The sequence below is a fragment of the Duffyella gerundensis genome, assembly GCF_001517405.1.
Lineage (GTDB): Bacteria > Pseudomonadota > Gammaproteobacteria > Enterobacterales > Enterobacteriaceae > Duffyella > Duffyella gerundensis.
On sequence record NZ_LN907827.1, the window covers coordinates 184,157 to 206,122 of the forward strand.

Below are 21,966 nucleotides of genomic sequence, written 5' to 3' on the forward strand. Positions count from 1 at the left end.
AGCGAGGAGACGATGCGTAATCCAACATTTTTAAATCTGGTGCTGCTGTCGGGCGATGCGGCGCAAAAGCTACGTACGGCCAGCGCCGCCGGTTTTGAGCAGGTGGAAATCTGGCGGGAGGATGCCGGGCAGAATACCGCCGCGCTGGCGCAGCTGGCAGGCGAAATCGGCCTCGGTTTTACCAATCTGCAAGTGCTGCGCGATGCCACCGGCGTACCCACCGCGCAGCGTGAGGCGAAACGCGAAGAAGCGCGGATGTTCTTCCAGCTGGCAAAACAACTGGGCTGTGACACGGTACAGGCGCCCGCGTCGACAGATAAACAGTGCGTGGCGGAGAATATCGATGATGACCTGCGCTGGCTCTCTGCCGAAGCGGCGCGTCACAACCTGCGGCTGATGTATGAGCCGATGGCGTGGAGCCAGATCGATTATACGTTGCCGCAGGCCTGGCAGCGTTTACAGCGGCTCAATCTGCCCAACGTCGGTCTGGTGGTTGATCTGTTTCACATCTGCGCGCGCGGCGGCAGCGTCAGCGATTTGGCGGGCATTCCGATGCACCGCATCTATGAAGTACAGTTGTGCGATGTCGCCGAGCCGGTATCGCCGCAGGAGATGGAGCGGCTGTTTGATACTGCACGCCATCGGCGTCAGTTGCCGGGCGAGGGCTATCTGCCGATAGCCGAGTTTGTCGACTACCTGAAAAGCGCCGGCTATGCCGGTCCGGTGGGCATTGAAGTCTTTAATGACCATCTGAAACAGCTGTCGGCAGAGGCCGCGGCGCAACGCGCTTTTCAGGCGTTACGCCGTGCCTGGCCGGAAGATTAATCGTGCAGGCACTGCGCGATAAAGGTGGCGGCACGGCGCGCACCCTGGCCGGAAATAGTATGGCCGGTAGCGGGCTCAAACTGCGTTTCCACGTGTACGCCAGCGCCTTTCAAACGCAGCGCCGCCGCTTCGCTCTCCATCCACGGAATCACGTCGTCATCCTGACCGTGCACGATCAGCGCGGGCGTGTTGGTGCAGGGCGACAGCGCTGATGTGGCGAGCCGACCCGAAAAAGCCACTACGCCAGCAAACTGCCAGCGGCCTGACGCCAGCGCATCCAGCGCCATGATCGAACCCTGCGAGAATCCCACCAGAATGACCCGATCTTCGGTCACGCTGTGCGCCTGCAAAAGAGCACGCAGCTGTTGATCGAACGCCTCGCGTGCCGCCAGCACCCGTCCTGGACGGTTCTGTTCGGTAATCGCCTGCAGACTAAACCACTGAAAGCCCGCGCCGTGTTCAAAATGAAAGGGAGCATCAGGGGCAGCAAAGCTCACGCCCTGCAAGAGCGGCGCCCAGTGCTCGCCCAGTCCAGCCAAATCGTCGCCGTTGCTGCCGACGCCGTGCAGAAATATCACTAAGCCTTTTCGCATATGCATACCTTTTTTGCTGATTACGCCAGTCTGGCCATGATGGTAACGTCACGGTACTGGCCTTCCCGCAGCGCAGCACGGCGGCGTACACCTTCCTGTTCAAAACCCATGCGTTCATAGAGCCGAATGGCGCGCTGGTTATCGGTGAAGGCTTCCAGTTCAAGCCGCGTGGCGCCAAACCAGTTAAAGGCGTAATCGATCGCTGCTGCGACCAGCTGTTGGCCGACGCCGCGCCCGCCGTAGTTGGGATCGACCACCAGGCCAAACCCGATCGTTTGCCGAATGCGCACGTTACTGTTAATGAACAGGCTAATTTCACCCACCACCTGGCCATCCATTTCCGCCACGAAGCCGGGCGCGCCGTCGTTTGCCTGACGCTCGAACTTTTTACGCCAGCTATCGAGGGTAGGAAAGGGCAGCTGAAGCGTCCACTGATAAACCTCAGGATAACTGTGGATGCGCTGACAGGCCGCGGCATCGTCGATTTCCCGGCCCCTGATCGTAATGTCCATCGCCTCTCTCCGTGTTGCGCGCTAAACGATTATATTGCAACCAAATTTGCCACAGGTAAACCGGCATCTCCGCGGGGAATAACGGAAGCGGTAACGATCTTGCACTACGCTAAAGGCTTCGAATGGACTGAATATGGACCCGCTATGTTGTATCGCCGTTTCGAGAGATTCATCAATATTTTCCAGGATGCGCCCGCCGGTGCGCCACCCGATCGGGTGGGGGCCTTTTACTGGTTTTATCTGCGCCAGGTCTGGCCAAGCTTTGTGGCGCTGCTGGCGGTGGGGCTGGCTTCCTCACTGATCGAGGTGGCACTGTTCAGCTATCTCAGCCGCATTATCGATCTGGTTAATCACGCCTCACCGGCCACGCTTTTCAGCGAGAACTGGCCGATTTTGCTCTGGATGGCGATTGTGGCGCTGATTTTACGGCCAGTGGTGATAGGTCTGCATGATCTGCTGGTGCACCAGAGCATTAACCCGAGTATGACCAGCATGATCCGCTGGCAGCATCACAATTACGTACTGCGCCAAAGCCTTAACTTTTTCCAGAGCGATTTTTCCGGCCGTATCGCCCAGCGCATCATGCAAACCGGCAACGCCCTGCGTGATTCTGCGGTCCAGCTGGTGGATGCCATCTGGCACGTGGTGATCTATGCCGTGACCTCGCTGGTGCTGTTTGCTCAGGCGGACTGGCGGCTGATGATTCCGCTGGTGCTGTGGATTATCGGCTACAGCAGCGCGCTGCGTTACTTTGTGCCGCGCGTGAAGGCGCGTTCGGTGGTCTCTTCAGAAGCGCGTTCAAAGCTGATGGGCACCATCGTTGATGGCTACACCAATATCGCCACCATCAAGCTGTTCGCCCACAGCGATCTGGAACGGCAATATGCCCGCGAAGCGATCACCGAACAGACCGAGAAAACGCAGATCGCCAGCCGAATGGTCAGCAGCATGGACGTTACGCTGTCGATTCTCAACGGTCTGTTGATTGTGGCCACCAGCGGGCTGGCGCTCTGGCTGTGGAGCCAGTCACTGATCAGCGTGGGAGCCATAGCGCTGGCGACCGGTTTGGTAATCCGTATCGTCAACATGTCCGGCTGGATCATGTGGGTGGTCAATGGCATCTTCGAAAACATCGGCATGGTGCAGGATGGCCTGAAAACCATCGCCCAGCCGCTGAGCGTGCAGGATGTGCCACAGGCGAAAAGCCTGCAGGTGACGCGCGGAAACATTCGTTTTTATGCGGTGCAGTTCGACTACGGCGGCAGCCGTCAGGTGATCAACAACCTCAATCTGGATATCAAACCCGGTGAAAAAATTGGCCTGATCGGCCCGTCCGGCGCCGGCAAATCGACGCTGGTTAACCTGCTGTTGCGGCTCTATGACATCAACAGCGGCCGCATTCTGATTGACGATCAAAATATCGCGCAGGTCAGCCAGGAGAGCTTACGCGCGCAGATCGGTATGATTACCCAGGACACTTCGCTGTTGCACCGTTCGATTCGCGAAAACCTGCTGTATGGCCGCCCGGATGCCAGCGAACAGGAACTGGCGCTGGCGATTCAGCGCGCCCGCGCCGACGAATTTATTCCGCTGCTCTCCGATGCGCAGGGCCGCACCGGGCTGGATGCGCACGTCGGCGAGCGCGGCGTTAAGCTTTCTGGCGGTCAGCGCCAGCGTATCGCCATCGCACGTGTGCTGCTGAAAGATGCGCCGATTCTGATCATGGATGAGGCGACCTCGGCGCTGGATTCTGAAGTGGAAGCGGCGATTCAGGAGAGCCTGGAAACGCTGATGCAGGGCAAGACGGTGATTGCCATTGCGCACCGGCTCTCCACCATCGCCAAAATGGATCGGCTGATTGTGATGGAGCACGGCCAGATTGTGGAGATGGGCAGCCACCAGCAGCTGTTGGCACAGCAGGGATTGTACGCCCGCCTGTGGCAGCATCAGACCGGTGGCTTCGTCGCGGAGGAGTAAGCTACGCCTCGCCACGACGGTAGGGCAGCGCGCCAAGGGCGTCGTCCGCCCACTGCAGCACCGCGGCGCGCTCCTCTTCCAGAAAGTCGCCCACCGCATCGCGTAGACCGGGATGCAGCAAATAGTGCCACGATGAGGTGATCTGCGGCGCAAAGCCGCGGATCAGCTTGTGCTCGCCCTGGGCACCGGCATCAAACTCGCGCAGGCCATGCGTAATGGCAAACTCCATGCCCTGATAAAAGCAGGTCTCAAAATGCAGGCGATCAAACTCCGCCAGACAGCCCCAGTAGCGGCCATACAGCGTACTGCCGCTGACCAGGCTGAACGCCATCGCCACCGGCTGCGTCTGCCGTTCGGCGATTACCACCTGAATCTTTTGCGGCATTCGCTCCGCCAGCAGGCTGAAAAATTCACGGCTTAAATAGGGATACTGGCCGCGTACCGCATAGGTGTTGACGTAACAGTGATAGACAAAATCCCACTGACTTTCCGTGAGCTCATCGCCGCGATACCAGACAAACGCCATATCCGCCGCCGCCACCTGCTCACGCTCTTTGCGCAGCTGTTTACGCTTGCGCGACATCAGCGTGTCGAGGAAATCCTGAAAGTCGCGGTAGCCGGGGTTGTGCCAGCGATACTGGCAGCCGAGGCGCAGCAGCCACTCTGGCTGCGAGGCGAGCAGATCGTTGCTGGCCGCATCGGTAAAGTTGATATGGGCGCTGCTTAACTGATGCTGAAGCAGATATTCCGGCAGAGCGCTCAACAGCGCGGCGCTGGCAGCGGCATCGCCAAGCACGCGCGCGCCGCCGACTGGCGTAAACGGAATCGCGCCCAGCCATTTGGGATAATAGGGCAGATTGGCGCGGCGACAGGCATCTGCCCATCCTTGATCGAAAACATATTCGCCGCGGGAGTGGCTTTTGCGGTAGCCGGGCAGCGCCGCCAGCAGCTGGCCATCCTGCTGCCAGAGCAGATGATCGGGCTGCCAGCCGGTGGCGGCGCTAACGCTGCCGCTCTCTTCCAGCGTGCTGAGAAAGGCGTGGCTTAAAAAAGGATTATCATCGGGCAGCAACCGATCCCAGTCGGCGGCGGCAAGTTCAGACAGGGCGGTAACACGAACTAACGGCATTGCAGGCTCCCGTACAGCATTGACGGACAGCCCTATAGTCAAGCAGGTTTTGCCGCGACTGCAAAGGTCGCCCGCACGCAATGTGTGCGGGCGGAATCCTCAGGCATGGCCGGTAACCTGCGGTTTATCATCGGCGTAGCGCGGTGCGGCGGCATCGTCCTGCGCATCGCCCACGCGATGAATCGGCCCCATCACAAACAGGAACAGCAGCGCGGCAACGATGCAGTGTGCGGCCACAAACAGCAGGCCGATGCCGTAGCTGCCGGTCAGCGCCACAATGACGCCAAACAGCAGCGGGGTTAAAATCCCGGCGATATTGCCGATGCCGTTGAAGATAGCGCCCGCCAGGCCAACCGCCTCTTTCGGCGCGGTATCGCTGATCACCGCCCAGGTGCCCGCGCCCGCCGCCACGCCTTTACCGAAGAAGGCGAACGACATAATGGCGATGATCCAGACGTTGCTGCTTACCACCGCCGCAATCACCAGCGTTGATGCCATCAGCATGCCGACAATATAGGGCGTTTTGCGCGCCCACGAGATGCTCCAGCCCTGAGTAATCAGCCGGTCGGAAATATATCCGCCGGAGATACCGCCGAGAAAACCAAACAGGGCGGGCGCGATGGTGGCAAAACCGGCATCAAGAATATTCATGCCGCGCGACTGCACCAGATAGATCGGAAACCAGGTAATGAAAAAATAGCTCAGCGCGATGATGCAGTACTGGCCGATGTAGGCGCACCACAGCATGCGATTGTTGAGCAGCTTTTTCACCGTCGCTTTGCTCAGACGTGAAGGCGCGGTGCGCGCCGCATGACTGTCGATCTCCACCAGCGCGCCGCCGTCAACGATATGGCGCAGCTCAGCGGGCGATACGCCGGGATGCTGGCGCGGCTCTTTCATAAACCACATCCAGATAAATACCGTCATCACGCCGATGCCGCCGAGCACGAAGAACGGCCACTCCCAGCCAAAGCGTGACACCAGCCAGCCGGAAAGCGGTGAGAAAATCGCCACGGCGAAATATTGCGACGATGAAAACAGCGACGACGCGCGGCCACGTTCCGCTTTGGGAAACCACATGATGGTCACGCGCGCGTTGGCGGGAAAGCTCGGCGCCTCAATCAGGCCGAGCAGGAAGCGCAGGGCGAACATCAGCGCCAGCGCGCCGGTTAGCCCCTGCGCAAATTCACCGACAAAACCCATGGCAATGGTGGCCAGCGACCACAGCGCCAGCGTAATGCCATACACGCGTTTGGTGCCAAAGCGATCGAGAAACAGGCCGCCGGGGATCTGGCCGATCACATAGGCCCAGCTGAACGCCGAAAGGATCAGGCCGAGCTGGATGGGCGACAGGCCGAACTCCTGTTTAATCGCCGAACCGGAAATCGACAGGATAGAGCGATCGGCGTAGGCCACCACCGACAGCAGCAGAATCAGCATCAGGATCCAGATGCGCACGTAACTCGTTTTCTCAGCCAGCGGGGCTTTCAGCATGGGGTCATTCCTTCTGAGCGGAAGAGAGAGGCAGCGAAATTTCAGCTGAAAAGCAAATATAGGAAGGCGCGCCACAACGGTCATTGGGCGAATGGTGAAAAGCAGGGCGGGAAAACAGGGGCATTTTGGCATCCACCACAAGTGAAGTTGCGGTGCGCCACAGATTCAACGGTAACGCTAAGTTATTACAGGGAATTGTGCCAGAGATCGAGACAAAGGGCGCGATGGTGGTCTATGTCGGGGATGCGGCGGCGCATAACAAGCCAGCCGATCGACGCTTTTTTTACCCAATTGCAATGAAGTAATTTCGTCGATCTGCCGATAGATCCGGTATTCAATGGCTGTCCAGGAACACTATCGTGATTAAGCTGATCCCCGTCAGCGAACTGTTACCCGGGATGTTTCTCCACAAGCTTGAAGTATTTTGGGTGCACGATTCGCGCGTGCGCAACCAGATGCTGCTGACCGATCCGCGCCAGATCGCGGCGATCAAAGAGAGCGGCATTGAGAAAGTCTGGATCGATCTTGCCAAAAGCGTGCCTCATGCATCCGCTAACAGCGAGACGCTACGCGTGCCTGAGATAACGCCAGGCGGATTTGACAGTGAAGTGGAGCGCGCTCGCCAGATTTTCCAGCAGGGGAAAGGGCAAATCATGGCGATGTTTAACGAGGCTCGCCTTGGCACTTCGCTGGATCTCACCAGCGCATCCGCGCTGGTGGACGATATTGCCGGATCGGTGAAGCGCCATCCTTCGGCGTTGCTCAGCGTGGCGCGCCTGAAAAATCACGATGATTATACCTGGCTGCACTCCATGGCGGTGTGTGCGCTAATGGTGTCGCTGGCGCAAAAGATGGGCTACGACGATAAGCAAACGCTGCGCGCGGGCATGGGCGGGCTGCTGCATGACATCGGCAAAGCGTCGGTGCCGCTGGCAATTCTCAACAAACCCGGCAAGCTGACCGATGAAGAGTTCATCATCATGCAGCAGCATCCGATAATGGGCGCGCAGATGCTGATGGAAGCCGAGGCGGACGCTGACATTATTGATATTGCGCTGCACCACCACGAAAAATTCGACGGCAGCGGCTATCCTCACCGGCTGGCGGGAAAAGGCATCAGTGAGCTGTCGCGGATGACCGCGGTATGCGATGTATACGACGCGATTACGTCGATGCGGCCTTATAAAGAGGGCTGGAATCCGGCAGAGGCGATGCACCGCATGGCCAGCTGGAGCGGTCATTTTGACCGTGCCATCTTTCATATGTTTGTGAAGTCGCTGGGGATCTATCCGGTGGGATCGCTGGTGCGTCTGGCGTCAGGGCGGGTCGCGCTGGTCACTGAGGTGGGCAACACATCCCTGTTGCGCCCTAAGGTCAATATTTTCTATTCGTTGCGTACCCAGCGTGAAATTCCCCCTGAGGCCCTGGATCTGGCAGACAGCTTCTGCTGCGACAGCATCATCGGGCCTGAGGACAGTAACCTGTGGCAGCGCTTTAATCTCAGCAGCGTCTGGCGCGTGGGCGCCACCGCTTAGCGAGGTTTTATCTTCAGGGCCAGCGCGCTGGCAGGATCAAACAGCGACAGGCTTTCGATCTGATCGAGCATAATCACTTTGCGAAACGACATTGCCGAGTTCGGCTCCGAGGTCAGCGAAATATTATGTTCGTCATACCAGGCGCTGTAGTTGTGCTCCACCACCAGATCCAGCGTTTGTTTATCGCGATAGCCGCTAAGAAACGGGATCAGCACGACGTTGTTGGTATTGGGATTACCGCTGTCGAAGGTCGCAGTGTGAATCATGCCGATATAAATACGCCGTGAAGTCAGCGTCACCCACGCCAGTTCGCCCTCTTCCATACATTGATAAAGCAAACCTTCGACGCCGTTGGTGTGCGAAAGCTGTTTATAGAGCTTTTGTCTTCCGCTGGAATCGAGACGCGCGCTACCCGACCAGTTTGAGCGATACAGGCAGAGTAGTACGGTAAAGATCAGCGTGATCAGCACCGGTGCCTGAATGCCCAGGAAGCTCCAGTTCATGAACTCCATCTGGTAGTGATAGTAAACGTCCTGCGAATGCGGAAAGCTGTTACGTACCACCGAAACGACTAACAGCATCAGCCAGATTAAACCGGTAGCAATCAGCCCCTGAACCACAAAAATGCAGCCGTAGAGCGCGACCAAAAAGTAAACGTCCCAGCCGAACGAACGCTTGATTTTAAAGCGCGACGACAAATCGCGGCTGGTGTACCAGTAGCCGCACACCATTAACACCATAAAAATTGCTGTACTCATCAGGCTCTCTTCAGTGCGTTGACATGTTTCATAAAGTCGGCCTGCACCGCCTCGTTTTGCAGGTTTACCGTGGCTTTGCCATCTTCATCGATAAAAATACGCTCCCCTTCAGCAAGTGAATCTTCAATCTCGCTGCGATTGATCACCTGCAGTAATTTTTCCGGGCTGGTAAACAACGATCGAATAATTTTGAACATGCTTTTCTCCTGTGAAAAAAAAGTTTACGCGTAACGACGCAAATCACCAGGGAGATAACTCTGGATTCGCATCGGCAGGTGCAACAAGCGCAGCGGCAAATCTGGCTACAGCGCAAGCGGTACGCGGGAAGATCGACTTTTCAGCCCTTGCGTTATTTTTTTACGCTGAACCGCTATAACGATAGCTTATGGACAAGAGAGCCGCGCAGCACCCTGCTAGCGCGGCAGTCGCAAGGTAATTTTCCCGTCAGCATGACAACGGATAACTGTCTGCAATGCCATGACGATTCCCTGAATTAACTTCACATTTCATGCGGTATACTGCGCAACCTGTTTACTCACCGACTGGAAATTATGGAACGCTTTATTGAAAACCTGATGTACTCTTCGCGCTGGCTGCTGGCGCCGGTTTACTTTGGTCTTTCTCTTGGTCTGCTGGCGCTGACCGTTAAGTTTTTTCAGGAAATTTTTCACATCCTGCCCAATATCTTCAGCATCGCAGAGAACGATCTGATTCTGTTGCTGCTTTCGCTGGTGGACATGACGCTGGTCGGCGGTTTGTTGGTGATGGTGATGCTTTCAGGTTACGAAAACTTCGTTTCCAAGCTCGATATCGACGAACACAAAGAAAAGCTAAGCTGGCTGGGAAAAATGGACTCCGGCTCGCTGAAAAACAAAGTGGCCGCCTCGATCGTTGCCATTTCGTCGATTCACCTGCTGCGTGTTTTTATGGAAGCGCGCAACGTGTCGAACGATAAGCTGATGTGGTACGTGATTATCCACCTGACGTTTGTGCTGTCGGCCTTTGTTATGGGCTGGCTGGATAATATGTCGCGGACAGAGAAGAAGTAAGCAGGTGGGGCTGCGGCCTTAAGCAGGCCGGGCTTTTGCCTTACGCAGGCGGCGTTTTAAGGTCAACGTCTTAGGGTCAATGTCTTAAGGTCAATGTCTTAGGGTCAAAGGCCATTTCGTTCTGCCTGAAGGCAGCCCGAGCAGGGCCAGGTCAAAGACGATTTCGTTCTGCCTAAAGGCAGCCCGAGCAGAGCCAGGTCAAAGACGATTTCGTTCTGCCTGAAGGCAGCCCGAGCAGGGCCAGGTCAAAGGCGATTTCGTTCTGCCTAAAGGCAGCCCGAGCAGGGCCAGGTCAAAGGCGATTTCGTTCTGCCTAAAGGCAGCCCGAGCAGGGCCAGGTCAAAGACGATTTCGTTCTGCCTGAAGGCAGCCCGAGCAGGGCCAGGTCAAAGACGATTTCGTTCTGCCTAAAGGCAGCCCGAGCAGGGCCGGCAGTCGCCCCGGCCCTGCACCCGCGCTATCCGGCAAACACAACCGCCCACTTCGTGGGTGCCCTCAGCAAAAGCATTTTCCTGACGGACCAGGCGCGATTCGCTCCTGCTCAACGCACCCTCTCGCCGCATCCCTGCGGCTCATCCTGGAAAATGCTTTCGCCTCGGCGTCTGTGATGCCTCCTCAAGGTCAAAACCCAGGTCAAAACCGAAAAGATTAAAGATGAAATTCTAAATAAATCCCAAAATCCAAAATCCAAAATCCAAAATACAAAATACAAAATACAAAATACAAAATACAAAATACAAAATACAAAATACAAAATACAAAATACAAAATACAAAATACAAAATCTAAAGCTCAAAGCTCAAAGCTCAAAGCTCAAAGCTCAAAGCTCAAAGCTCAAAGCTCAAAGCTCAAAGCTCAAAGCTCAAAACTCAAAACTCAAAACTCAAAACTCAAAACTCAAAACTCAAAACTCAAAACTCAAAACTCAAAACTCAAAACTCAAAACTTAAAGCTAGAGCTAAACATCCAAATCCAAATCCAACTCCAAATCCAAATCCAAATCCAAATCCAAATCCAAATCCAAATCCAAATCCAAATCCAAACCCAAATCGTGGAGCGTGGAGCGTGGAGCGTGAGGCGTGAGGCCTGAAGTCTAATAAACTAAAAAATCGAAGTACCTGTGCCTTAGATATTTGGGTTTTGACTTGGGTTTTGACTTGGGTTTTGACTTGGGTTTTGACTTGGGTTTTGAACTAAGTTTTGAACTAGGTTTTGACCTGGGTTTTGACCTGGGTTTTGACCTTGAGGAGGCATCACCACCGCTGAGGAGGTGAACATTTTGGGATGTCCCGCCATGGATGGCGGGACAAGGGAGCGCTGAGCAGACAAAAACGCCGGGAGCGTTTTTGAACAGCGCTTGCGTTGCCCCGAAGGGGTGAGCCTCAGGATGAGGCGAATACTCCGAATCGCGAGCGGTCCGTGAAGAAATGTGAACCGACGAAGGTACCCGCCTGCGGCGGGCGGTTGTGTTTGCCGGATAGCCGGGGTGCAGGGGCGGGGCGCATGCCGCCCCTGCTCGGGCGGCCCGAAGGGCAGAACGAAATGGCCGTTGACCTGGCCGTTGACCTGGCCTTTAAGCGAGCTGCCTGCAAGGCAGAACGAAATGGCCGTTGACCTTAAGACGTTGACCTTAAAGACGTTGACCTTAAAGGCCAGCCTGCAAGGCAGAACCAAACTCACGCCCCGCTGTTAAACAAGCCGTCTGCCAGGCGGCCCTCCTGGCTCCCCAACCCTGATTGCCTGGGTGCCGGTCAGGCCGGGCATCACCGCTTTCATCATCGCCAGAAACGTGCGCAGGCGCGCCGGATAATAACTTGCCCACGGATAGATCAGGTAAACCGGCAGGGGTGAGGCTTGCCACTCGGGCAGCAGATGCACCAGCTTGCCGCTGGCCAGATCGTCCTGCACGATCCAGGCGGAAACGATGGCGATGCCAAGGCCGGAGCGGGCAGCGCGTTGAATAGCATACAGGCTGTCGCTGCTCAGGCGCGGCGCAATCGCCAGGTTCACCTTCTCCTGCTCACCTCGACTGAGAACAATTTCGTTGCGATAAAAAGTGCTCAGCGCCAGCCACGGCAAATCGGTTAACTGTTCCACCCCGGTAATCGATGGATGAGCCGCCAGCAACTCGGGCGAGGCAACGATAATGCGCGGCACTTCCGCCAGCAGGATGGCAACCAGCGCCGGATCGAGCTGGGTACCGACCTGAATCGCGCAGTCAACGCCGTCAGCGATAAAGTCGGGCGAATGGTCATTCAGCATCCACTCGACGTTAACCTGTGGATAGCGCCGCAGATACTCAGCCAGCGGCGCAATCATCTGATCCTGCCCAAAGGCGTGCGGCGCACGAACGCGCAATGTGCCCGCCGGAGCGTCACTGGCACCGGTTAACTCATCCGCCAGCGCATGCCAGGTCTCCAGTAGCTGGCGGGCATGGGCGTAACAGCGTTCGCCATCGTCGGTGAGTTTGAACGCATGCGTGGTGCGCTGAATCAGCTTCAACCCAAGCAGCTTCTCAAGCGCCTGCAGGCGTCGGCTGATGGTCGGTTGCGTGGTGTTAAGCCGCATCGCCGCCGCAGACAAGTTGCCGCTTTCGACAATGCGAATAAAGGTCTGCATCAGTTCAATGCGGTCCGGGCCGCCGCCATAGTGGGTATTCATACGTCTCTCGTATAACAGTTCTGTCTGTCACGGGTCTACCGCGTATTAATAATATGACGTCTAATAGCGCCATACCGCAATGAGGAGTATCACCATGAGCGCCAATATTACCGATTCCGCTACGCCTGCTGCGCCACATCCCCTTTCTGCTGGCGTTGTGTTTACGCTTGCCGCCGGAGCCGGGCTGAGCGTCGCGTCGATTTACTACAGCCAGCCGATGCTGGGCATTATGGGCGACGATTTTCACGCCAGCATCAGCGCGCTGGGCAGCGTGCCAATGTTAACGCAGGCGGGCTACGCGCTGGGCATCATGCTGCTGGCCCCGCTGGGCGATCGTCACGATCGTCGCAACATCATTTTGATCAAGGGCATCATGCTGATGGCGGCGCTGCTGCTGTGCGGATTTTCCGGCAGCCTGAACGCGCTGTTACTCGCCAGCTTCGTGATCGGCATGACCGCAACGGTGGCGCAGGATATCGTGCCCACCGCCGCGACGCTGGCGCCTGAGGCGCAGCGCGGCAAAATTGTCGGCACCGTAATGACCGGCCTGCTGGTGGGCATTTTGCTGTCTCGGGTGGTCAGCGGGGCGGTCGGCGAGTATTTCGGCTGGCGCAGCATGTACTTTCTGGCGGCGGCCACCGTGCTGCTGATCAGCGTCGCGCTGTGGCGCATCCTGCCGCATATTCGTCCTGCGACCACCGTCAGCTATCCGTCGTTGTTAGCATCAATGTGGCATCTGTGGCGCGAGCACCAGACGCTGCGGCGTGCGGCGCTGGCGCAGGGCCTGCTGTCAGTGGCGTTCAGCGCCTTCTGGTCAACGCTGGCGCTGATGCTCAACGCCGATTTTCATCTCGACAGCGCGGTGGCGGGTGCCTTTGGTCTGGCCGGTGCTGCGGGTGCGCTGGCGGCGCCGCTGGCCGGGATGTTTGCCGATCGGGTCGGCCCGGCGCGGGTCACGCAATATGGCGCATCACTGGTAATGATCGCCTTTGCGCTGATGTTCCTGCTGCCGCTGTTTTCGCCTGCCGGTCAGCTGACGCTGATTGTGATCAGCGCCATCGGCTTCGATTTAGGCGTGCAGGCCACGCTGGTAGCGCACCAGACGCTGATTTACAGCCTGGTGCCGGAGGCGCGCAGTCGACTAAACGCGCTGCTGTTCACCGTGGTGTTTATCGGCATGGCCGCCGGTGCCGCGCTGGGATCGGCTGCGCTGGAGCACTGGCACTGGACCGGCGTTGTGGCGCTGGCCACGCTGGCTGCGGCAGCGAGTTTGCTGGTGCGTCTTTTCAGCCGTCATCTGCATGACTAAGCCGCTGAAAAACGAAACGGTAATAAATAACGCTTTGGCCCTGTTTCCATCATAAGTCAGCAGAAATTCTGCATCAGGCCGGTAATGTGCCAGGCTTAATGCAGTTATTTTTTATTCTGAAAAGCGGAATGTTATGGGATTTTTGGCGTGGACCGCCCTGACCGGCGGTCTGTTATTGTTAATGTCGTTGTCTTCAAGCTGGATCCATCGTGGACCAGTGACTTCCTTTGGTTTGTATCTTATCGCCGGGATTATTATTGGCCCGTGGGTGCTCGATTTAACCCGCGTCGATATCATTGGTCAGCCTGAACTGGCCGCACACATTACCGAAATCACCATGGCCGCCTCGCTGTTTATTACCGGCCTGAAGCTGCGCTTGCCGTTTCGGGATAACAGCTGGCGCGTCGGTTTTCGCCTCGCCTTTCCCGCGATGCTGCTGACCGTGGGTGCCATGACGCTGGTGATTCATACACTGACGTCATTCAACTGGCCGCTGTCGCTGGCTTTTGCCGCCATTATCGCGCCCACCGATCCGGTGCTGGCCAGCCTGATTTCAGTAAACGATGCGCGCGATGATGATTCACTGCGCGTCGCGCTCTCCAGCGAAGCGGGCATGAATGACGGTTCCGCACTGCCGTTGCTGCTGCTGGCGGTGCTGCTATTTACCGGCCAACAGCCCGATGCGCATTTCCTTGCCCACTGGGCGATTGTCGATGTTATCTGGGCGATCGGCATGGGGCTTGCGGTGGGCTTTTTGCTTGGCCGCATGATTGGCGTGCTCGCCACCTATCTGCGCAATGCCAATAAGGATGTCGCGCCTAACGATTTTCTGGCACTGGCGCTGATGGCCTTGAGTTACGCTGCCGCGCAATATATGGATGCATCCGGCTTCCTGGCCGCCTTTGCCGCTGGCGTTGGGCTGCGTCGTGCCGAGCTCGGCTTTATTCGCAACGCACCCGCTGAGCATCTGCCGGAAGACGATCGCTGCGCACCGGCGGAAGAGCTGGTTAACCCGAATGTACGCGCCATCGGCGATGGCGGGCTGGTGAAATCGGTCGGGCTGGTGGTCAGCGACGCGCTATTCTTTGGCGACACCATCGAACGCCTGCTGGCTGCAGGCATGGTGATTGTACTGGGCATTACGCTGGCAGATCACTGGAACAGCTATGGCCTGCTGCTGGCGCTGATCCTGTTTTTCATTGTTCGTCCGCTGGCGGTCTGGCTGGCGACCATCGGTACCGGTATGCCCAGGATTCGCCGCCTGCTGATTGGCTGGCTGGGCATCCGCGGTATCGGCAGTATCAACTACATCGCCTTCGCCTGGGTACACGGCATGGGGGGTGAAGAAGCGCGGACGATGGTCGATATGGCGCTCACCTTAGTGGTGACCAGCATCGTTGTGCATGGTATTACGGTTACGCCGTTATTAAACTGGCGTACTGCGCGTCTCAGTGCGCGTCAGCAAGACAAAGAAAATGGGTAACCTTGAGCTTTCTGAACAGAGAAGGAGAGACAGATGAAGTTTGCAAAACTGCTTATCGCCGCTGCGGTGCTGGGTGCCTCCGGCTATGCTGTGGCTGATGATGAAGATCAAACCAGCACTTACGCCAGTCAGCTCTGCACGCTGGTAGCCAGTGAAAAAAGCAATGACAGCGTCGATAACTACGTGCAGAAACTGGAAACGCTAACCGCACGCAGCCAGCCGCCACATGCGATGAACAATGTGCCGTTTGATAAAGAGCAGGCCGGTGAAGTGGCACAGGGTTGGGTGTCACTGAGCGACGAGGACAAAAAGCTGGCGCGCAGCAACAATCAGCAGTGCCAGCAGATGATCATGGAGCAGGCGCAACCGTCAGATTAAACGTCAGAGTCTGCTCTTCTGCCACCACAGAAGAGCAGACCAGCAGGGCGGGTTACCGTTGCTAACGCGCATGCTGATATACAAGCCCATCCTGTTTCGTTTATTCTTGCAGCCGGATAACGCCTTATCCGTGCTGGCCGTCTGCCAGTTGACTCTCCATATGATAATTCGCTTCTGGCACCGGCTTTGCATCGGATGTCTGAGAGCGCCAGTTGTATGGCGTAACCTGTAGCGACTTGTTAACCGAAAAAGATGATTACGCGCCGTCAATTTATTTTGGGCACCGGAGCCGCCATGCTCTCGATGACCACGGGCAAGCTGTTTGCCCGCAATAATATTATCCCCCTCTGGCCGGACGATCCGCCCGGCGGCGGTGGCCCGTCGGGTGCGCTCCACGTTTCTGCGAACGGCTCCTGGTCGAACATCGTCAGCCCAACGATTCAGCGCTTTCAGCCGGAGAACCCCAACGGCGAAGCGGTATTGATCGCTGCTGGCGGCGGTTATCGCTGGATTGGCATGGGCGGCGAAGCCTGGCCGGTGGCGCACTGGCTAAACGCACGCGGCTATACCGCCTATGTGCTGAGCTATCGTCTGCCACATGAGAAGTGGCGCGCCGGCAACATGGCGCCGCTGCAGGATGCGCAGCGGGCGATACGGCTGGTGCGCTCGATGGAGCGTCGGGTACATGCGCTGGGCTTTTCAGCGGGCGGGCATCTGCTGGGTATGGCGGCCGCGCGGCCCGATTTCGTTACCTACGCGCCGCAGGACGATCTCGACATGGTGGTACCGCGGGTCGACACCGTCGGCCTGATCTATCCGGTGATTACCCTGGAGCCACCTTATACGCACACCAATACGCATCTGATGATGGTCGGCCGCGATATTGCGCCGGGCGAAGAGGCGAAGTGGTCGGTGCAAAACTATGTGACCAAACAGTTTCCGCCAACGTTTCTGGCGCAGGCGGAAGACGATCACACCTCAAATCCGTACAACACGCTGCTGATGCGCGATACCTGCCGTCGCGCGGGCGTGCCGGTGGAGCTGGTGCAGATTTCGCGTGGCGGTCACGGCTTCGGTCTGGGCCGCGCCGGGACGCCCGCCGCCATCTGGGATGAAGTGTACGCCAGCTGGCTCAGCGCCCACGGTTGATAGCGTTTAACCGCCTGGCGCACATGCAGGCCAGCGGTTTATCCTTCATGTCACGTCGTTAATTTTATTCTGCTCAAACTATCCTCCTGATTGATAAACACTTCTTCTGATTTAGCGACTAAATTTAATTTTATTTTCCTTTGTATTTAAGAAATGGCTCATTGTGTCGTATTAAAAAAGTAAATCAATTTCCTAAACAGACCTGTGACTACCATGACACCAATTAACTGGCACACGATCGAGCGGGTGATTTATATCAACCTGAATAAACGCAAAGATCGTCGTGTACGTATGGCCCGCCAGCTTAAAAAGCTCGGTATTCCAGCCGAAAAAATTATTCGTCTGGAAGCAACAGAGTACACTCCTGGTTATATTGGCTGTGCAAAGTCACATATTCGTGCGCTGGAGATGGCGCAGGCGAATAACTGGAAAAATGTGCTGATCCTTGAAGATGACATTGAGTTTCATCAGGATGAAGCGACAATACATCGCCTGAATAAATATTTCACAGCCCTACAGAATATTAGCTGGGATGTCGGCTTGCTGGCTGCTAACTACCACAGTGCTACCGCATTTAACAGCGTTGATTATCTCATTAAGGCGGAAAAAGCGTGGTGCACCTGCGCCTATCTGGTTAATGAACACTATTATTCCATCTTGATGGATAATTTCCAGCAGGCCATGCAGAGGCTGCTCGAGGGCTGGAAACCATGCTATTTTTCGATTGATGTGAGCTGGCACGAATTAATGCGCCGTGACCGTTGGTTAGGTATTTTTCCCAATGCCGGATATCAGATTGCGGATAAAAGTGATATTGAAAACAATTATGTTGATTATCGCGCACTGTTTGATAAACCGCTATCCGCTATTACCTCCTCAGCCCTGCGTCGCTGCGAAGAAAAAATAAAAGTCGACTTCTATTTTCAGTGGGCGCCCAACTGGACGAATTTCGAAAGCGTACTGCAAGCGATGCAGAATAATGCACATTTCGATTGTCAGGTGGTGGTCATGCCACACCTGGCTTTAGGTCACACCGGCCATGACTGCGCGGCACAGCGCGAGTTGCTGGCTGGCAAAAACATCGATTTTGTTGATTATCAAGACTATTCGCTTACCGAACGTCGCCCACACGTCGTTTTTCTGCAGAATCCTTACGATGAGGCACGCCTTAGCCGTTTTACCAGTGAATACCTCCAACAGCATGGCGTAAATATCGCCTACATTCCCTATGGGCTGGATATGGGCGATGGCGATATGAATCGTGTCTATCAATATAATATGCCCTGCCACAATCTTGCCCGCTGGGTATTCGTACGTTCTGCACGACACAAAGCAGAATATGGCCACTACTGTGAAGCGGGTAATCAGCATGTCTATCTGACTGGCCATCCGAAATTTGATCGCTATGTTGAGCGCTATGGTAGTCATGCGACGCGCAATAGCAACGGCAAACGCAAGACGCTGTTGTGGACCCCGCATTTTGTTACTCCGGGCAATGAGAAAATGTGGTCAACCTTTAATTATCACACCCAGGCGATGTTGGATATTCTGGCGCGCAACGACGTTGATATGATTATTCGACCGCATCCATTGTTTAAACAGTTTTTAAACGTTGACCTTCAAGCGGGCAATGGCGATAAAACGCAGCAAAATTTTCAGCGGCTTGTCGATTTCTCTGAAAATAATCCGCACGTCAGCTGGGATTTTTCTGCTGATTACAGCCATGCCTTTGCGCAATCCGACGCGATAATGACTAATCCCGGCTCTTTTCTGCTGGAGTATTTACCGTCGCATAAACCTATTCTCTATCTTACTCATCCCAATTGTCTGGGTATCAATAGCAGCGCTGCTTTTATTTACGACGCTTATGATATTGCGACGGATGCCGCCGGAATCATGCAGTTTGTGGATAACGTCATCCATGACCGCGATCCCTGCCGTGAAAAACGGCTACAGGTGCTGCGTGATGAACTTTATATTTCGCCACGTGGCGCTGGCCATGAAATTGCTGAGATTATTCAGCAAGCGTTCAGAGGAGAAGAAGGATGATCGCGCCACGCGCCGCTATTTTTCTGGTTGCCGGGCAGGGCAGCCGCATGGGGGCACTGACCGCGCACTACCCCAAATGCTTATTGCCGGTTGGCCAGCTGGCCGTGCTCGATACGCTGCTGCCCCAGGCGTTGAAAACAGGTGAGCGAGAAATCGTACTGGTAACGGGCTATCAGGCGGAAGCGGTGCAGGCCTGGCTTAATCGCTTTTATCCCGACGCCGGTATTACGCTGGTTCACAATGCTGATTATGCGCAAGACGTCAATATTCTCTCAGTGGAAAAGGGTGTCAATGCCCTGCGTTTTCCCGAAAGAGGCTACAGCATTATTGAGACCGACATTTTAATCGATCCGCGAGCCTGGCCGCAGATTCATCATGCTGAGAGCAGCTCAACGAGTTTCTGGCTCACTCACGGACGCTACAGCGCCGGACTCACCGGCGGCATCGTTGAGGTCGTGGATGATGCCCTGACTATTGATCGCATTAGCTACCAGCCGCTTTACGATGAAGCCTTTGAAGGTTGGTTCAAGATGGTTGGCATGCTCAGCGTGGCGCCTGACGAGGTCGCTGCCGACCGGCGGCTGCGCAGGCAGACCCTGAAGCAGGGTTGCAACCAATATTACATGGCACCGTGGATGGCGCATCGCCAGGCGCTGCCCTGCGTGGCGCTTGATATCTCCCGTCAGTTTGCCCGTGCCTTTAATACGGCCGCTGACTATCAGCATGCCGTTGATGATTATCAGAAATTATTGTCTTGCACTGAGGAATTAGCACATGCAAATCGAGTTTGTTGAACCGGCATCCCTGCGCCATATCGAAAAATTTAGCGCGCGTCGCGTCGTCTGGTTGCGCACGAAAATTTTACGCGAAGGTTTATGGATCAAGCCGTTGGCGCTGGATCTACACCATAATCTGGTGCTGGATGGCCAGCATCGGATGGAAGTGGCGTTAAGTCTGGGACTGAAAAAAGTCCCGGTGGTGCGTTTTGATTATCCGGCGGTGCCGCTGCACTCGCTGCGCGAAAAACACCAGTTCGACTGGCTCGATGTGACGCGCCGGGCGCTGAGCGGCGACATCTATCCCTATAAAACGGTGAAGCATAATTTTATCGCGCCACTTCCTGCCTGCGCGTTAACGCTGGAGGCGCTAGGTTATGAAAGCTGATCACGCCATTATTCTGGCTGCTGGCAAAAGCCTGCAGCTGGATGGCAAAAACAAGGTGTTAATTCGCCATCCGCAGAGCCAGAAAACCATTCTTGATCGGGCCATTGAGGCCTTTGCCGGTAAGCACATCACCGTGGTGGTGGGGTTCGGTGCGCTGCAAATTATGGAGCGTTATCCGCAGCTTCATTACATCATTAATGAAAATTGGGCCAATACCAACAACGCCATGAGCCTCGGCCTGGCCTTGTCGCAGGTTGGGGAGCCAACCTATGTGGTTTCCGGCGATATCTTCTTCTCTGGCGCGCTGATCGCTGAGATGGATAACCGCAGCGGCAATCTGATCCTTACGGAAGAACGGGAAAACCGTATGCTTACCTCGTTGCACTGCGAGCTGGATGCGCAGGGTAAGATCAGCAACATTTACGGCGGGCCCATTCGCGCGTCACAGCATCCGGAAGCGATCGGCCTGTTCAAAATCACCGATCGTGAACTGCTAAAAAGCTGGCATAAGCAGTGCCTGCGCTTCGGTAACCTGTTTGCTGGTCAGACGCTGCCCTGCCAGGAAGACTCACCGCTGTATGCTCACGATCTTGGCACCCATCCCTTCTGTGAAATTAACAGCATCGCCGATTACTGGCGGCTGGTTCAGACAGAGTATCAGCCATGATCCGCGCAATTACCCTTGGCGTTCCGGCGCATATGGTCGATACCGGCAGCGCTGAGCCGCAGCTTCAGCGTTTTCGCGCCCTGGCTGAGCGCCAGCTGGCAGCAAGAAACTGGCCGCTGCGCACGTTGCGTTTGACCCTGCCGCCGCTGCGCGAAGAGCACGAAGAAGAGATGTTTGCGCTGCCTGCGCGCCTAGCTTCTTTTAGCGAAATGGCACAACGGCTGGGCAGCCGCTGGTTCTGCCTGCCGGTGGATTTGACGCAGGGTGAAAACTATCAGCGTCGTCTGGATGCTGCTTTTGCCACGCTGTTTAAGCAGCCACGGATGTTTCTCAATCTGATGGTGGCCGATGCGCAGGGCATTAATATCCGTGCCAGCCATGATGTTGCCCGTTTTATGCTTAACGTGGCGCAGCGCAGCAACAACGGTTTCGACAATTTCCGCGTCGGCGCTTCACTGTGTTGCCCGGCTAACGCACCGTTTTTCCCGTTTTCTCGTCATGAAGGCGACACGCTGAAATTCAGTTTTGCACTGGAAACCACCGATATCGCCCTGGAACTGAGCGAGCTCGTCAGACAGAAAAAGCGCAGTTTAGGCGAGTTTTCCGACGAGTTTATTGCCCGTTTGATTACCCGGCTCGGCGAGATTAATGCTTTCGGCCTGGAATTGCAGGCTGCTACAGGCATCGACTATGCCGGCCTGGATGCGTCGCTGGCACCTTTTCCCGATGGCAATATTTCGGTTGGGCGGCTGCTGGAAAACCTCGGTGCCCGTCCGTGCGGTAGCCAGGGTTCACTGTTTATTACCAGCATTTTGACCAATGCCATTAAAACGGCGGTTGCACGCAGCGGCGCGCTGGCCGTTGGCTTCAACGGCGTGATGTTTTCAGTACTGGAAGATGATGTGCTCGCCAGCGCTAATAATCGCCGCGCACTGAGTGTGGATACGCTGAATGCCTGGTCAACGGTGTGTGGCTGCGGGCTTGATATGCTGCCGGTACCGGGATCAACGCTGTCGGAAGATATCGCCGCCATCATTCTCGATACCGCAGCGCTGGCTGTCAGGCTGACTAAACCACTGGGTGTACGCCTGCTACCGATTCCTGGCAAAGAAGTGAACGAACTGACCCAATTCAACTTCGATTTTCTGTGCAACAGCCGGGTAATGCAGATCGATAAAAGTGACGTCAGTTTTCCGACGGAAAATGGGCGCTGGAACTACCGCTATTAAATCGA

At 56.0% G+C, this 21,966-nt stretch carries 21 protein-coding genes; 14 read left to right on the forward strand and 7 right to left on the reverse strand.

What is annotated here, in order from left to right; genetic code table 11:
- Positions 1 to 12 precede the first annotated feature (12 nt).
- Positions 13 to 825, forward strand: coding sequence for a sugar phosphate isomerase/epimerase family protein (locus tag EM595_RS00835; protein ID WP_067426867.1), 813 nt, complete (start codon positions 13 to 15; stop codon positions 823 to 825).
- Here the strand turns inward: EM595_RS00835 and EM595_RS00840 are convergent.
- Together EM595_RS00840 and EM595_RS00845 are read right to left on the reverse strand one after the other, a co-directional pair.
- Positions 822 to 1,418, reverse strand: coding sequence for an alpha/beta hydrolase (locus tag EM595_RS00840; RefSeq protein ID WP_067435037.1), 597 nt, complete (start codon positions 1,416 to 1,418; stop codon positions 822 to 824). The two genes, EM595_RS00835 and EM595_RS00840, sit on opposite strands and share 4 nt — an antisense overlap.
- A gap of 20 nt (positions 1,419 to 1,438) precedes the next feature.
- Positions 1,439 to 1,930 (reverse strand): GNAT family N-acetyltransferase, encoded by a 492-nt coding sequence (locus EM595_RS00845; RefSeq protein WP_067426870.1) that lies wholly within the window; start codon positions 1,928 to 1,930, stop codon positions 1,439 to 1,441.
- A 144-nt stretch (positions 1,931 to 2,074) separates the two neighbouring features.
- Here EM595_RS00845 and EM595_RS00850 point away from each other — a divergent pair, with 144 nt between their 5' ends.
- Positions 2,075 to 3,907: an ABC transporter ATP-binding protein gene (locus EM595_RS00850; RefSeq protein ID WP_067426872.1), complete on the forward strand. Its 1,833-nt coding sequence runs from the start codon at positions 2,075 to 2,077 to the stop codon at positions 3,905 to 3,907.
- A gap of 1 nt (position 3,908) precedes the next feature.
- Here EM595_RS00850 and EM595_RS00855 read toward each other — a convergent pair whose 3' ends face one another.
- Together EM595_RS00855 and EM595_RS00860 are read right to left on the reverse strand one after the other, a co-directional pair.
- Positions 3,909 to 5,036, reverse strand: a complete 1,128-nt coding sequence (locus tag EM595_RS00855; protein WP_067426875.1) for a GNAT family N-acetyltransferase — start codon at positions 5,034 to 5,036, stop codon at positions 3,909 to 3,911.
- A gap of 99 nt (positions 5,037 to 5,135) precedes the next feature.
- Complete coding sequence (locus tag EM595_RS00860) at positions 5,136 to 6,530, reverse strand: MFS transporter (protein ID WP_067426878.1); 1,395 nt, start codon at positions 6,528 to 6,530, stop codon at positions 5,136 to 5,138.
- A gap of 125 nt (positions 6,531 to 6,655) precedes the next feature.
- On the opposite strand from EM595_RS00860, the gene EM595_RS00865 reads away from it, so the two are divergent.
- Together EM595_RS00865 and EM595_RS00870 are read left to right on the forward strand one after the other, a co-directional pair.
- A complete protein-coding gene (locus EM595_RS00865; protein ID WP_067426881.1) occupies positions 6,656 to 6,835 on the forward strand; it encodes a hypothetical protein in 180 nt (59 codons plus the stop codon).
- A gap of 54 nt (positions 6,836 to 6,889) precedes the next feature.
- On the forward strand, positions 6,890 to 8,065 hold the full coding sequence (locus tag EM595_RS00870; RefSeq protein WP_067426885.1) for an HD-GYP domain-containing protein: 1,176 nt from the start codon (positions 6,890 to 6,892) through the stop codon (positions 8,063 to 8,065).
- On the opposite strand, the gene EM595_RS00875 is transcribed toward EM595_RS00870, so the two are convergent.
- Together EM595_RS00875 and EM595_RS00880 are read right to left on the reverse strand one after the other, a co-directional pair.
- A complete protein-coding gene (locus EM595_RS00875; RefSeq protein WP_067426887.1) occupies positions 8,062 to 8,823 on the reverse strand; it encodes a hypothetical protein in 762 nt (253 codons plus the stop codon). The genes EM595_RS00870 and EM595_RS00875 overlap by 4 nt on opposite strands.
- Positions 8,823 to 9,020 (reverse strand): hypothetical protein, encoded by a 198-nt coding sequence (locus EM595_RS00880; RefSeq protein ID WP_067426889.1) that lies wholly within the window; start codon positions 9,018 to 9,020, stop codon positions 8,823 to 8,825. Before EM595_RS00880 ends, EM595_RS00875 begins: the two co-directional genes overlap by 1 nt.
- Positions 9,021 to 9,374: 354 nt before the next feature.
- Between EM595_RS00880 and EM595_RS00885 the strand changes: the two genes are divergently transcribed.
- Complete coding sequence (locus tag EM595_RS00885) at positions 9,375 to 9,872, forward strand: TIGR00645 family protein (RefSeq protein WP_067426891.1); 498 nt, start codon at positions 9,375 to 9,377, stop codon at positions 9,870 to 9,872.
- Between the two features lie 1,689 nt (positions 9,873 to 11,561).
- On the opposite strand, the gene EM595_RS00890 is transcribed toward EM595_RS00885, so the two are convergent.
- Positions 11,562 to 12,533 (reverse strand): LysR family transcriptional regulator, encoded by a 972-nt coding sequence (locus EM595_RS00890; protein WP_067426893.1) that lies wholly within the window; start codon positions 12,531 to 12,533, stop codon positions 11,562 to 11,564.
- 94 nt (positions 12,534 to 12,627) lie between these two features.
- Between EM595_RS00890 and EM595_RS00895 the strand changes: the two genes are divergently transcribed.
- The 9 genes from EM595_RS00895 (at position 12,628) to EM595_RS00935 (ending at position 21,961) form a co-directional block, all read left to right on the forward strand.
- Positions 12,628 to 13,842, forward strand: coding sequence for an MFS transporter (locus EM595_RS00895; RefSeq protein WP_067426896.1), 1,215 nt, complete (start codon positions 12,628 to 12,630; stop codon positions 13,840 to 13,842).
- Between the two features lie 133 nt (positions 13,843 to 13,975).
- A complete protein-coding gene (locus tag EM595_RS00900) occupies positions 13,976 to 15,325 on the forward strand; it encodes a cation:proton antiporter (RefSeq protein ID WP_067426900.1) in 1,350 nt (449 codons plus the stop codon).
- A gap of 33 nt (positions 15,326 to 15,358) precedes the next feature.
- Positions 15,359 to 15,703 (forward strand): hypothetical protein, encoded by a 345-nt coding sequence (locus EM595_RS00905; RefSeq protein WP_067426903.1) that lies wholly within the window; start codon positions 15,359 to 15,361, stop codon positions 15,701 to 15,703.
- A gap of 252 nt (positions 15,704 to 15,955) precedes the next feature.
- Positions 15,956 to 16,852, forward strand: coding sequence for an alpha/beta hydrolase (locus EM595_RS00910; RefSeq protein ID WP_067426906.1), 897 nt, complete (start codon positions 15,956 to 15,958; stop codon positions 16,850 to 16,852).
- Between the two features lie 213 nt (positions 16,853 to 17,065).
- Positions 17,066 to 18,901 (forward strand): glycosyltransferase family 25 protein, encoded by a 1,836-nt coding sequence (locus EM595_RS00915; RefSeq protein ID WP_067426909.1) that lies wholly within the window; start codon positions 17,066 to 17,068, stop codon positions 18,899 to 18,901.
- Positions 18,898 to 19,695 (forward strand): NTP transferase domain-containing protein, encoded by a 798-nt coding sequence (locus tag EM595_RS00920; protein ID WP_067426912.1) that lies wholly within the window; start codon positions 18,898 to 18,900, stop codon positions 19,693 to 19,695. Before EM595_RS00915 ends, EM595_RS00920 begins: the two co-directional genes overlap by 4 nt.
- Positions 19,676 to 20,065, forward strand: a complete 390-nt coding sequence (locus EM595_RS00925) for a ParB N-terminal domain-containing protein (RefSeq protein ID WP_067426914.1) — start codon at positions 19,676 to 19,678, stop codon at positions 20,063 to 20,065. The genes EM595_RS00920 and EM595_RS00925 overlap by 20 nt, the downstream gene beginning before the upstream one ends.
- Positions 20,055 to 20,732: a phosphocholine cytidylyltransferase family protein gene (locus tag EM595_RS00930; protein ID WP_067426916.1), complete on the forward strand. Its 678-nt coding sequence runs from the start codon at positions 20,055 to 20,057 to the stop codon at positions 20,730 to 20,732. Before EM595_RS00925 ends, EM595_RS00930 begins: the two co-directional genes overlap by 11 nt.
- The gene (locus tag EM595_RS00935; RefSeq protein ID WP_067426918.1) at positions 20,729 to 21,961 is read left to right on the forward strand and encodes a DUF711 family protein; all 1,233 of its coding nucleotides are present in this window, start codon (positions 20,729 to 20,731) and stop codon (positions 21,959 to 21,961) included. The genes EM595_RS00930 and EM595_RS00935 overlap by 4 nt, the downstream gene beginning before the upstream one ends.
- Positions 21,962 to 21,966: the final 5 nt, after the last annotated feature.

Coding starts and splice junctions, on each gene's coding strand:
- EM595_RS00895 (WP_067426896.1), top strand. CDS start 12,628: ATGAGCGCCAATATTACCGATTCCGCTACGCCTGCTGCGCCACATCCC.
- EM595_RS00850 (WP_067426872.1), top strand. CDS start 2,075: ATGTTGTATCGCCGTTTCGAGAGATTCATCAATATTTTCCAGGATGCG.
- EM595_RS00875 (WP_067426887.1), bottom strand. CDS start 8,823: ATGAGTACAGCAATTTTTATGGTGTTAATGGTGTGCGGCTACTGGTAC.
- EM595_RS00900 (WP_067426900.1), top strand. CDS start 13,976: ATGGGATTTTTGGCGTGGACCGCCCTGACCGGCGGTCTGTTATTGTTA.
- EM595_RS00835 (WP_067426867.1), top strand. CDS start 13: ATGCGTAATCCAACATTTTTAAATCTGGTGCTGCTGTCGGGCGATGCG.
- EM595_RS00860 (WP_067426878.1), bottom strand. CDS start 6,530: ATGCTGAAAGCCCCGCTGGCTGAGAAAACGAGTTACGTGCGCATCTGG.
- EM595_RS00935 (WP_067426918.1), top strand. CDS start 20,729: ATGATCCGCGCAATTACCCTTGGCGTTCCGGCGCATATGGTCGATACC.
- EM595_RS00925 (WP_067426914.1), top strand. CDS start 19,676: ATGCAAATCGAGTTTGTTGAACCGGCATCCCTGCGCCATATCGAAAAA.
- EM595_RS00920 (WP_067426912.1), top strand. CDS start 18,898: ATGATCGCGCCACGCGCCGCTATTTTTCTGGTTGCCGGGCAGGGCAGC.
- EM595_RS00890 (WP_067426893.1), bottom strand. CDS start 12,533: ATGAATACCCACTATGGCGGCGGCCCGGACCGCATTGAACTGATGCAG.
- EM595_RS00930 (WP_067426916.1), top strand. CDS start 20,055: ATGAAAGCTGATCACGCCATTATTCTGGCTGCTGGCAAAAGCCTGCAG.
- EM595_RS00915 (WP_067426909.1), top strand. CDS start 17,066: ATGACACCAATTAACTGGCACACGATCGAGCGGGTGATTTATATCAAC.
- EM595_RS00885 (WP_067426891.1), top strand. CDS start 9,375: ATGGAACGCTTTATTGAAAACCTGATGTACTCTTCGCGCTGGCTGCTG.
- EM595_RS00910 (WP_067426906.1), top strand. CDS start 15,956: ATGATTACGCGCCGTCAATTTATTTTGGGCACCGGAGCCGCCATGCTC.
- EM595_RS00840 (WP_067435037.1), bottom strand. CDS start 1,418: ATGCGAAAAGGCTTAGTGATATTTCTGCACGGCGTCGGCAGCAACGGC.
- EM595_RS00905 (WP_067426903.1), top strand. CDS start 15,359: ATGAAGTTTGCAAAACTGCTTATCGCCGCTGCGGTGCTGGGTGCCTCC.
- EM595_RS00845 (WP_067426870.1), bottom strand. CDS start 1,930: ATGGACATTACGATCAGGGGCCGGGAAATCGACGATGCCGCGGCCTGT.
- EM595_RS00880 (WP_067426889.1), bottom strand. CDS start 9,020: ATGTTCAAAATTATTCGATCGTTGTTTACCAGCCCGGAAAAATTACTG.
- EM595_RS00855 (WP_067426875.1), bottom strand. CDS start 5,036: ATGCCGTTAGTTCGTGTTACCGCCCTGTCTGAACTTGCCGCCGCCGAC.